The 10,022-nt window shown below is 72.5% G+C and carries 10 protein-coding genes; 3 read left to right on the forward strand and 7 right to left on the reverse strand.

Features of this window, described 5'->3' with window-relative positions; all coding sequences use genetic code 11:
* Nucleotides 1–25 precede the first annotated feature (25 nt).
* From ligD (ACS3YM_RS12590) to ligD (ACS3YM_RS12600), 3 genes are read right to left on the reverse strand one after another with little or no spacing between them, the layout of a single operon-like run.
* Nucleotides 26–919: a non-homologous end-joining DNA ligase gene (gene ligD / locus ACS3YM_RS12590; protein WP_439936772.1), complete on the reverse strand. Its 894-nt coding sequence runs from the start codon at nt 917–919 to the stop codon at nt 26–28.
* Nucleotides 916–1,605, reverse strand: a complete 690-nt coding sequence (locus ACS3YM_RS12595) for a L,D-transpeptidase family protein (protein WP_439936773.1) — start codon at nt 1,603–1,605, stop codon at nt 916–918. Before ACS3YM_RS12595 ends, ligD (ACS3YM_RS12590) begins: the two co-directional genes overlap by 4 nt.
* Complete coding sequence (ligD, locus tag ACS3YM_RS12600) at nt 1,602–2,516, reverse strand: non-homologous end-joining DNA ligase (protein WP_439939886.1); 915 nt, start codon at nt 2,514–2,516, stop codon at nt 1,602–1,604. The genes ACS3YM_RS12595 and ligD (ACS3YM_RS12600) overlap by 4 nt, the downstream gene beginning before the upstream one ends.
* Nucleotides 2,517–2,600: 84 nt before the next feature.
* On the opposite strand from ligD (ACS3YM_RS12600), the gene ku reads away from it, so the two are divergent.
* On the forward strand, nt 2,601–3,542 hold the full coding sequence (gene ku / locus ACS3YM_RS12605; RefSeq protein ID WP_439936774.1) for a non-homologous end joining protein Ku: 942 nt from the start codon (nt 2,601–2,603) through the stop codon (nt 3,540–3,542).
* A gap of 16 nt (nt 3,543–3,558) precedes the next feature.
* Here the strand turns inward: ku and ACS3YM_RS12610 are convergent, their stop codons facing one another.
* From ACS3YM_RS12610 to ACS3YM_RS12620, 3 genes are read right to left on the reverse strand one after another with little or no spacing between them, the layout of a single operon-like run.
* Nucleotides 3,559–5,013 (reverse strand): carboxyl transferase domain-containing protein, encoded by a 1,455-nt coding sequence (locus ACS3YM_RS12610; RefSeq protein WP_439936775.1) that lies wholly within the window; start codon nt 5,011–5,013, stop codon nt 3,559–3,561.
* On the reverse strand, nt 5,010–6,185 hold the full coding sequence (locus ACS3YM_RS12615; RefSeq protein WP_439936776.1) for a CaiB/BaiF CoA transferase family protein: 1,176 nt from the start codon (nt 6,183–6,185) through the stop codon (nt 5,010–5,012). The genes ACS3YM_RS12610 and ACS3YM_RS12615 overlap by 4 nt, the downstream gene beginning before the upstream one ends.
* 2 nt (nt 6,186–6,187) lie before the next feature.
* A complete protein-coding gene (locus ACS3YM_RS12620; RefSeq protein ID WP_439936777.1) occupies nt 6,188–7,564 on the reverse strand; it encodes an SLC13 family permease in 1,377 nt (458 codons plus the stop codon).
* 118 nt (nt 7,565–7,682) lie between these two features.
* Here ACS3YM_RS12620 and ACS3YM_RS12625 point away from each other — a divergent pair, with 118 nt between their 5' ends.
* Nucleotides 7,683–8,387 (forward strand): FadR/GntR family transcriptional regulator, encoded by a 705-nt coding sequence (locus tag ACS3YM_RS12625; RefSeq protein WP_439936778.1) that lies wholly within the window; start codon nt 7,683–7,685, stop codon nt 8,385–8,387.
* Nucleotides 8,384–9,154 carry a sulfite exporter TauE/SafE family protein gene (locus ACS3YM_RS12630; RefSeq protein WP_439936779.1) on the forward strand — a complete coding sequence of 257 codons (771 nt, stop codon included), beginning with the start codon at nt 8,384–8,386 and terminating at the stop codon, nt 9,152–9,154. Before ACS3YM_RS12625 ends, ACS3YM_RS12630 begins: the two co-directional genes overlap by 4 nt.
* Here ACS3YM_RS12630 and ACS3YM_RS12635 read toward each other — a convergent pair.
* Complete coding sequence (locus tag ACS3YM_RS12635; protein ID WP_439936780.1) at nt 9,140–10,012, reverse strand: SDR family NAD(P)-dependent oxidoreductase; 873 nt, start codon at nt 10,010–10,012, stop codon at nt 9,140–9,142. The two genes, ACS3YM_RS12630 and ACS3YM_RS12635, sit on opposite strands and share 15 nt — an antisense overlap.
* Nucleotides 10,013–10,022: the final 10 nt, after the last annotated feature.

Below are 10,022 nucleotides of genomic sequence, written 5' to 3' on the forward strand. Positions count from 1 at the left end.
CGTTCGGCGGTTGGGAGGCGTTTGCTCAGGCCTCGAAGACGTCGCCCAGCTCGGCCACCCGCTCCAGCACCTGGTCCATCGTGAGCTGCTCGAGCGCCAGCTCGTCCTCCGCGCCGGCCTCGACCTCCTCCCAGGTGAGGGGTGCGGCAACGGTGGGTCGCTCCCGGCCACGCAGCGAGTAGGGCGAGATCGTGGTCTTGGAGCCGGAGTTCTGCGACCAGTCGAGGAACACCTTGCCCGGGCGCTTGGCCTTCGTCATCACGCTCGTGACGAGGTCGGGGTGCTCCTTCTGCAGCGCCTCGGCCACCTCCTTGGCCAGCGCCGTGGTGCCGTCGCTGTCGAGAGCGCCGTCCATGGGTGCATACAGATGGAGGCCCTTGCTGCCGCTCGTGACCGGCGTACAGCCCAGGTCGCGCTCGGCCAGGGCGTCGCGCACCATCAGCGCCACCTGCGCGCACTCGTGCAGCCCTGCCGGCTCGCCCGGGTCGAGGTCGATGACGAGACGGTCGGGGTGGCGCGGGGTGCCGTCCGCCTCGACGGTCCACTGGTGGACGTGCAGCTCCAGCGCGGCGAGGTTGGCGAGCCACGTGAGGGTGGCGAGGTCGTCGCAGATCGGGAAGCGGATCGTGCCGTCGCCCTTGCCCGAGCGCGAGCCGGTGGTGGGCACCTCGGCCGTACGCACCCACGAGGGGGTGCCGGCCGGCACGTTCTTCTCGAAGAAGCTCGCCTTCTCCACCCCGTGCGGCCAGCGGATCCGGGTGACGGCCCGGTCGGCCAGGTGCGGCAGCAGCACCGGCGAGACCTGGGCGTAGTAGTTGAGCACCTCGCCCTTGGTGGTGCCGGTGCGCGGGTAGAGCACCTTGTCGAGGTTGCTGATGGTGAGGGTGCGTCCCTCGACGTCGACCTGGAGCTCGCTCATCGGCCGATCCCGATGACGGGGACCCGTGCCGGGTCGAGGAGTCGCACGACGGCGCGGACGAAGCGGCGCGGCGCACTGACGCACCCGGCCGTGGGCCCGCGGCCGTTGACGTGGAGGAAGATGCCGGAGCCACGGTGGCGCACCTGCTCGACGTTGAAGTCGGTGACGACCGACCACTCGTACTCGCGGCGGTAGTCGGTCAGCCGCTCCGAGGAGTCGGGGTCCGACGGCGGCAGCCACCACCGGAAGCCGCCCTGCCGCTGGTTGCGCAGCCGGTTGTAGAAGCGGGACGCGTTGTCCTGCACCCAGTGGTCGCCACGGCGGATGCGGTGGTGGGGCAGGGCCGCGCGCGGGTCGGCGGCGTGGGTGCCGAACGTCGACGGCAGCCCGTAGGTGCCGAGCGGCGTGGTGCCGCTCCCCTGACGGCGACGGTGGCCGTCGACGAGGCCGCCGTAGCCGGTGCGACCGCCCGCCGTGGTGAGCTGCCGCTTCCAGCCCTCGCTCGTCAGCCGCCACAGCGAGACCCGGGCGCGGGTGCCGCGGGCGTGGTTGACGGTGACGACCTGGGTGGTGCCCTCGCGCAGCTCCACGCGTACGCCGCCGAGGCTGACGACGTCGGACTGCGCGCTCGCCGGCGCCGCGAGCGTCGTCGCGGCCACGAGCAGGGTTGCCAGGAGCCACTTCATGCGAGGTCCTCGGGGGTCAGGTCGGTGCGCACGCCCTGGAAGGACGGCTGGCGCAGGCGCTCGTAGCCGAGGCCGTGCGTGTCGATGTCGACGACGACCCGCGGCTCGACCCAGAAGGTGCCCTCGGCGTCGACGCGCGGCACCTCGTCGGCGAAGGGGCTGGCGGGTCTGGTCAGCGGCGCCAGGAGCTCGGCGAGGCGGGCGCTCGTGGCGCCGGCGATGCCGCTGCCGACCCGGCCGCGGTAGAGCAGGCCCTCAGGCGTCTGCTCACCGACGAGCAGCGCGGCCAGCCGGTTCGTCGTACCGACCTGGGGGCGCCAGCCCCCGACCACGAAGGACCCGCGGTGGCGGTGGGCGAGCTTGCGCCAGTCCTCGCTGCGTTGGTCGAAGCGGTAGCGCGAGGTCCGCCGCTTGCTCACCACGCCCTCCAGCCCCTGCTGCAGGGTGGCGGCGAACAGCATCTCGCCGTCGTCGTACGCCGGTGGGACCTGCCACGTCGAGTCGGCAAGGGGCAGCTCCTCGAGCAGGGCACGTCGCTCCTCCAGCGGGCGCGAGGTGAGGTCCTCGCCGTCGAGGCGGAGCAGGTCGAAGACCATCAGCGTCGCCGGCACGGACCTCACCAGCCGCGCGACCTCCTTGGCGTTGCGCAGGTGCATCCGGTGCTGGAGTACCCGGAAGTCGGGCACGCCACGGTCGTTGAGGGCGATCACCTCGCCGTCGACCATCAGGTCACGGGTCCCCAGCGGCGCGACGCTGAGCTCGGGCCACGCCGCGGTGACGTTGTTGTCGTTGCGGCTGGTCATCCGCACGACCCCGTCGCGGACGTCGACCAGCACGCGCACGCCGTCCCACTTGACCTCGTGCAGCCATTGCGCGCCGGTCGGCACGCGGTCGGTCTTGCTGGCGAGCATGGGGCGCACGCGGGCCAGTCTGGCATCCCTGCGTCCCCCATCTGGAGGGAGACGTGTGTCTGATGTGACGGCTATCGTCGTCGCATGCGAGCGATCTGGAAGGGTGCCGTCTCCTTCGGCCTGGTCAGTGTCCCCGTGAAGCTCTACGCCGCGACGGAGAGCCACGACGTGTCCTTCCGCCAGGTGCACGCCAAGGACGGCGGCCGGATCAAGTACCAGCGGGTCTGCTCCCTCGACGGCGAGGAGGTCGCCTACGCCGACATCGCCAAGGGCTACGAGACCGAGGACGGCGAGATGGTCATCCTCACCGACGACGACATGGCCGAGCTGCCGTCGGCCTCGTCGCGCGAGATCGCCGTGGAGAAGTTCGTGCCCCGCGAGCAGATCGACCCGCTGCTCTTCGAGAAGTCCTACTACCTCGAGCCCGAGGGCGCCGGCGCCAAGCCCTACGCCCTGCTCCGCCAGGCGCTGCTCGACGCCGACCGGATGGCCGTGGTGACCGTCGCGCTGCGCCAGCGCACCAGCATCGCGGTGCTGCGCGTCAAGGACGACGTGATCGTGCTCCAGACGATGATGTGGCCCGACGAGATCCGCACGCCCGACTTCTCCGTCGAGACCGGTGACGTCAAGGACTCCGAGGTCAAGATGGCCCACATGCTCGTCGAGACGCTGGCAGGCGACTTCGACGCCAGCGAGTTCGAGGACGACTACGCCGGTGCCGTCGAGGCCCTGGTGAAGTCGAAGATCGAGGGCGGCGAGATCAAGCGCACCGAGACCTCGACCAAGACCTCCGGCGAGGTCGTCGACCTGCTCGCGGCCCTCCAGAAGTCGGTGGCCGCGGCCAAGTCCGCGCGCGGCGAGCAGGTCGACGAGGCCGACGCGAAGCCCGCGACGAAGTCCGCCGCCAAGAAGCCCGCCGCGAAGAAGACGCCGGCCAAGAAGGCCCCAGCGAAGAAGACCGCCGCCAAGAAGTCGGCCGCGAAGAAGGCTCCCGCCAAGAAGACAGCGGCCAAGAAGGCCAGCTGACCGGGCCCTCGACAGCTCAGGAGGCGTGGGCCATCGGCGTACGCCCGCTCAGCTCGCGCAACCGCGTCCCGACCTCGGCCGCGACGGCGACGGCGAGGTCGCGGGGGGACCCCCCCTCCACCTCCGGCACGAGGTGCTGGACGACGCCGTCGGCGAGCAGGTCGGCCGCGCGGATGCGCTGCCGGGCCGCCATCTCGGGGGCGTGGGTCAGGTCGCCGTGCACGATCATGCTGGCACCCTCCGGCGGGAGCGGCGACAACCAGGCGTGCTCGGTCGCGACCACGGTCCGGGCCGGGAGGAAAGCGAGCGCCCCTCCCCCGCAGCCCTGGCCGAGGATCACCGAGATGGTGGGCACCGTCATCGTGGTCAAGGTGGCGATGCAGCGGGCGATCTCGCCGGCGATGGCGCGCTCCTCGGCCTCGGGCGACAGCTCGGCGCCGGGGGTGTCGATGACGCTCACCAGCGGCAGCCCGAGCTCCTGGGCCAGCCGCATCCCGCGGCGTGCCTCGCGCAGCGCCCCCGGTCCCATGGCGTGGCCGGGCGTCTGGCGGGAGCGGTCCTGCCCGATGACGACGCACGGCTGGTCGTCGAGGCGGGTCAGTGCGACGAGGACGCTCGAGTCGCGCTCGCCCTCGTCGGTGCCGCGGAGCTGGAGCGTGCCGCTCGCGCCGTGGGCGAGCAGGTCGCGCACGCCCGCCCGGTCCGTACGTCGGGTGCGCGCGACGCTGTCCCACGCGGTGTGGTCGCCGAGCGGGCGTGAGGCGCGGGTGGGCAGCCGGCCGGGGCCGGGGGCGTCGACGAGGACGGCGAGGGCCGCGTCGACCATCGCCGGGAGGTCCTCGGCACCGACGACGCCGTCGATGACGCCGTTGGCCGCGAGGTTCTCGGCCACCTGGACGCCGGGGCGGAACGGCCGGCCGTTGAGACCCTCGTAGACCTTGGGCCCGAGGAAGCCGACGAGCGCGCCCGGCTCGGCCACGGTGACGTGGCCGAGCGAGCCCCAGGAGGCGTAGACGCCACCGGTGGTGGGGTGCCGCAGGTGGACGAGGTAGGGCAGGCCGGCCGCGCGGTGGTCCATGAGGGCCCGCGAGATCTCGACCATCCGCACGAAGGCGGGTGTGCCCTCCTGCATGCGGGTGCCGCCCGACGCGGTGCTGGCCAGCAGGGGCAGGCCCTCGGCCGTGGCACGGCGTACGGCGGCGGTGATGCGGTCCGCGGCGGCGCGGCCGATCGAGCCGGCGAGGAAGCGGAACTCGTTGACGACCACGGCCACCGGGCGACCCCGGACCTCACCGCGGCCCGTGAGCACCGACTCGTCGGTGCCGGCCTTCGCGGCAGCCGCCTCGAGGACCGCGCGGTAGTCGTCGTCGACCCCGGACAGGTCGACCGGGGCGTCCCACGAGGTGAAGGTGCCCTCGTCGAGCACCAGGTCGAGGAGCTCAGGGGCGGTCCAGCGCCTCGCCTCTGTCACGCTCCGCCACCCCCGACCCAGGCGCGGATCTCGTCGGAGTGCTGGTCGAGCAGCGGGGGTGCCGTGTGGTCCCGGCGGGTGACCTCGGCCCCGGCGGCGTCGAAGAACCGCAGCGGCGGGCCGGGCAGGGTCAGGTGCCCGAGGGTCGCGTGCTCGACGTCGACGAGCAGCCCCTGGCTGGCGACCTGGTCCCACCCGTAGACCTCGTCCAGGGTGCGGACCTTGCCGGCCGGGATGCCGATCTCCGCGAGCCGGGCGAGCAGAGGCTCGGCGTCCCAGTCCGCGAACGCCTGCTCGACGACCTCGATGACCTGCGCGCGCCGGGCGACGCGCTCGCCGTTGGTGGCGAGCCCCTCGGCGTCGGGGTCGAGGCCGAAGCCGGCGCAGAACTTCTTCCACAGCCCCTCGCTGCCCAGCGCGATCTGGACCGCGCCGTCGCGGCAGTGGAACAGGCCGTAGGGCGCGATCGAGGGGTGGTGGTTGCCCTGGGCGCGGCCGACCTCGCCGGCGACCGTCCACCGCGTGCCCTGGAAGGCGTGCACGCCGACGACCGAGGCGAGCAACGAGGTGCGCACGACGGTGCCCTTGCCGGTGCGCTCGCGCTCGTGCAGCGCGGCGAGCACGCCATAGGCGCCGTACATCCCCGACAGCAGGTCGGCGATCGGCACGCCGACGCGCTGCGGGTCGTCGGGGCCCGAGCCCGTCAGCGACATCAGGCCGGCCTCGCCCTGGGCGATCTGGTCGTAGCCGGCGCGACCGCCCTCGGGCCCGTCGTGGCCGAAACCGGTGATCGAGAGGACCACCAGGCGCGGGTTGAGCCGCATCAGCTCCTCGATCCCGAGACCGAGGCGCTCCAGGACCCCGGTCCGGAAGTTCTCCACCAGCACGTCCGCACGCTCGACGAGGCCGAGCAGCACGTCCTTGTCGCCCGCGTCCTTGAGGTCGAGGGCGATCGACTCCTTGTTGCGGTTGGTGCAGAGGAAGTACGTCGACTGGCGGTCGTCGGGCTCGCCGACGAACGGCGGCCCCCACCCGCGCGTGTCGTCGCCGGTGCCCGGAGCCTCGACCTTCACCACGCGGGCACCGAGGTCGCCCAGCATCTGGGTGGCGTGCGGCCCGGCGAGCGCCCGGGTCAGGTCGACGACGAGCAGGTCGGCCAGGGGTCCGGTCATGGTCAGCTCCATCCGGGGAGGACGAGGGCAGCCCAGACGAGCGCGGGGCCGACGAGGGTGACGATCGTGGCGTAGGTGAGGATCTGCTTGTAGTAGGTGCTCTCGTCGATGGTGTCGGGCTTGTTGGCCAGCATCAGGGCACCGTTGGTGGAGAACGGGCTGACGTCGACGATCGTCGAGGAGACCGCGAGCGCCGCCACGAAGAAGCCGGCCGACAGACCACCCTCGGCGATGAGCGGGATCGCGATCGGGATGATCACCGGCAGCAGCGCCGTGGAGGACGCGAACGCCGAGACCACACCACCGACGTAGCAGAGGATCAGCGCGCCGATGGCCACGGCGCCGAGGCCGGCGGCCCACTTCCCGACGAACTCGGGCGAGCCGGCGGTGGTGAGGATCGTCGCGTAGGTGCTGACGCCCGCGACGAGGAGCACGGTCGGCCAGGCGATCTGCTTGACGGTGTCCTTGTAGGCCTTCGGGGTCAGCACCGAGAGCAGGACCGCGGCGGTGATGGCCGCGAAACCGATGTTCTTGTCGAAGGCCAGGGCCACGACGGCGACGGCCAGGAACGCGAACAGGGTCAAGACGTGCTCCTTGGTGCTGCCGGTCTGCTCGGGGTCCGTCGACGGCGGGGTGCCGGTGGTCGGGGTCGCGCCGGTGGCCGACTTGCGGTCGGAGCGGTCCGGGTGCACGCGTCCGCCGATGGCGCCACGCTCGTCGGCGACCGTGCCGCCGCCAGCGTGCACGAGCTCTCCGTCAGGGTCCATCCGCACCGACATGAGCTTGCGGCCGCCGAGGACGACGAAGAGGATCGCGGCCATCACGGTGTTCACCGCGAGGCTGGAGAAGAAGATGGTCAGGTGCGAGGCACCGAGCCCGGCGTCCTCCATCACGGAGTTGGTGATCGTGCCGTAGATCGAGATCGGCGAGAAGCCACCGGCCTGGGCTCCGTGCACCACGAACATGCCCATCATCAGCGGGCTGATGCCGTAGCGGCCGGCGAAGCCGAGCGCGATCGGGCCGATGATCGCGCAGGCCGCCGGGCTGGCGGCACCGATCGCGGTGATCACCGCGGTGACGGCGAACATCACCCACGGGATCAGCGCCACGCGGCCGCCCACCGAGGACACCGCAGTCCTCACGATGAGGTCGACCGTGCCGTTCTGCCGTGCGATGGCGAACAGGTAGGTGACGCCGATCAGGGTGAGGACCAGGTCGGCACTGATGCCGGCGAGGATCTCCTTCTCGTCCAGGCCGAGGGAGTACATCCCGACCAGCCATGCGGCGACGTACGCCAGCGCGCCCATGTTGATGGGCAGCAGCGTGCCCACCAGGAACAGGGCGATCAGCGCGAGGATCGCAATCCATTCGGGACCCATGGTCCACACCTCCGAGTAGATGGCGCCGGCACGGAGGGACGGGGGTGACCCTCATCACGTGCGTGGCACAGTGGCCTAGCCAATAGGACAATGGGCCGCTGGTCAATAGGGTGTCCGCATGTCCGACCCCTCGTTCCCGCCCCGGTTGCTCCGCACCCGCCTCTACGAGCAGGTGGCCGGCCAGATCTCGTCGTGGATCGGCGACAACGGGCTCAGCGCCGGCGACCGCCTCCCCCCTGAGCGCGAGCTCGCGCAGCGCCTCGGCGTCAGTCGCGCCACGCTCAGCCAGGCGCTCGTGGCGCTCGAGGTGATCGGCGTCGTGGAGGTACGACACGGCGACGGCACCGTCGTCACCGCCGGCCACCGCCAGACCACCCGCATCGTCGAGGCGATCCGCAGCCACGCCGACCGGCTGCCCGAGGTGATCGAGACGCGCGACGCCCTCGAGACCAAGATCGCCGCGCTGGCCGCCGTCCGTCGCACCGACGACGACCTCGCCCGCATCGACGACGCCCTGGCCTCCATGGAGGCCGACATCGAGGCCGGCGGCCGGGGCGTCGAGGGCGACGAGCGCTTCCACGGCGCCGTGACCGCGGCGTCCCACTCGCTGCTGCTCGCGCGCCTGATGGACGAGATCGGCGACCTCATCAAGGAGACCCGCCTCGAGTCGCTCGGCCAGCCCGGGCGCCCGCAGGACTCCCTCGCCGGGCACCGGGCGATCGCCGAGGCGATCCGTGCCGGGGACCCGGCCGCCGCGGCCGACGCCATGCACGCCCACGTCGAGATGGTCAGCGACGTGGCGCTCCTGCGCGAGCAGCCGTGACACCTGCCGAGGTGCTCCTGGTCCTCGCGACCGGGCTGGGCGCCGGCGTGCTCTCCTCGACGGTCGGGGTCGCGTCCCTCCTGAGCTTCCCGGTCCTCGTCGGCCTCGGGCTCCCGCCGGTCGTGGCCAACGTGTCCAACACCCTCGGCCTCATCCCCGGCGGCATGGGCGGCGTCGTCGGCTACCGCCGGGAGGTCCGCGAGGCGGGGCCGATCGCCCAGGTGATCGTGGTCGTCTGCGCGATCGGCGCCGTGATCGGCGCGGCCCTCCTCCTCGGCCTGCCGCCGGGCGTGTTCGAGGCGATCGTGCCCTACCTGATCCTCTTCACCTGCCTGCTCGTCGGCGTCCAGCCGCGCATCGCGCGGTGGCTGCGGGCGCGGCACGAGGAGCGTCACGGCGAACGCCTCGCCGAGCGCCGGCACATGTCCCCCGCGACGACGCTCTTCGCGACGGTCACGGGGGCCTACGGCGGCTACTTCGGCGCCGGCGCGGGCGTGATGATGGTCGCCGTCCTCGGCATCGGCACCGACCTCGAGCTGCGCATCGTCAACGGCCTGAAGACGCTGTCGCTGATGGTCGGCAACATCGTGGCGGGCCTCGTCTTCGTGTTCGTCGCCGACCCGCGCTGGGACGTGGCAGTCCTGCTGGCGGCCGGCTCGCTGGTGGGTGGCTACGTCGGCGCGCGCATCGGCCGCAAGCTGCCGGACGCGGTCTTCCGCTGGGCGGTCGTGGCCGCCGGCGTGGTGGCCGCGCTACTGCTGTTCTGAGAGGCCGCGCGCAGCCGCCGAGTCCGGCATCCTGCGGTGGAAGCGCGACATGAGGGCGTCGCTGAGACGTGGCGCGACGACGTTGACCACCCCGCCGACCCGGCCGGCGGCGGTGTCCCACGTGACCGGGCGCTCCTCCAGCGCGCGCACGACCTTGGCGGCCGCCTGCTCCGGAGTCATGCTCGCGCGGTCGTCGTACGCGTCGGTGGGCGCGACCATCGCGGTCCGCACCAGCGCGAACCGCATGTTGGTGAAGGTGACGCCGTCGGCGTAGGTCTCGCGCCCGGCGATGCGCGACCACGTGTCGAGCGCGGTCTTGGAGGCGATGTAGGCGGCGAACTTCGGCGCCTTCATCTGCACGCCCCACGTGACGATGTTGACCACGTGGCCGAAGCCCTGCGCGCGCATGGCGGGCAGCAGCCCCATCGTGAGGCGCACCGGGGCGAAGTAGTTGATCGCCATGGTGCGCTCGAAGTCGTGGAAGCGGTCGTGGGACAGCGCCAGGGAGCGGCGGATCGAGCGCCCGGCGTTGTTGACGAGGTAGTCGACGGTGCCGACCTCGGCCAGCACCCGCTCGACCAGCGCGTCGATCGCGTCGAGGTCGCTGAGGTCGGTGGCGTACGACGTCGCGGTGCCGCCGCGGGCCTCGATCGTGCTGCGGACCCGCTCGAGCTCCGCCTCCCGCCGGGCGACGAGCACGACGCGGGCGCCCCGCTCGGCCACCGCCAGCGCGGTGGCCTCCCCGATGCCCGAGCTGGCGCCCGTGACGAGCACCGTGCGCCCGGCCAGCGGGCTGGGCCCGCCACGGGACGCCAGCCTGCGCAGGCGGGCCCGGGGCGTGACCCAGAGCAGACCCATCAGCCAGGAC

This window comes from Nocardioides sp. N13(2025), assembly GCF_051912545.1.
GTDB lineage: Bacteria > Actinomycetota > Actinomycetes > Propionibacteriales > Nocardioidaceae > Nocardioides.

Excerpts from the sequence above, each read along its gene's own strand:
- ligD (WP_439936772.1), bottom strand. The coding sequence starts at position 919 with ATGAGCGAGCTCCAGGTCGACGTCGAGGGACGCACCCTCACCATCAGC.
- ACS3YM_RS12595 (WP_439936773.1), bottom strand. The coding sequence starts at position 1,605 with ATGAAGTGGCTCCTGGCAACCCTGCTCGTGGCCGCGACGACGCTCGCG.
- ligD (WP_439939886.1), bottom strand. The coding sequence starts at position 2,516 with ATGCTCGCCAGCAAGACCGACCGCGTGCCGACCGGCGCGCAATGGCTG.
- ku (WP_439936774.1), top strand. The coding sequence starts at position 2,601 with ATGCGAGCGATCTGGAAGGGTGCCGTCTCCTTCGGCCTGGTCAGTGTC.
- ACS3YM_RS12615 (WP_439936776.1), bottom strand. The coding sequence starts at position 6,185 with ATGACCGGACCCCTGGCCGACCTGCTCGTCGTCGACCTGACCCGGGCG.
- ACS3YM_RS12620 (WP_439936777.1), bottom strand. The coding sequence starts at position 7,564 with ATGGGTCCCGAATGGATTGCGATCCTCGCGCTGATCGCCCTGTTCCTG.
- ACS3YM_RS12625 (WP_439936778.1), top strand. The coding sequence starts at position 7,683 with ATGTCCGACCCCTCGTTCCCGCCCCGGTTGCTCCGCACCCGCCTCTAC.
- ACS3YM_RS12635 (WP_439936780.1), bottom strand. The coding sequence starts at position 10,012 with ATGGGTCTGCTCTGGGTCACGCCCCGGGCCCGCCTGCGCAGGCTGGCG.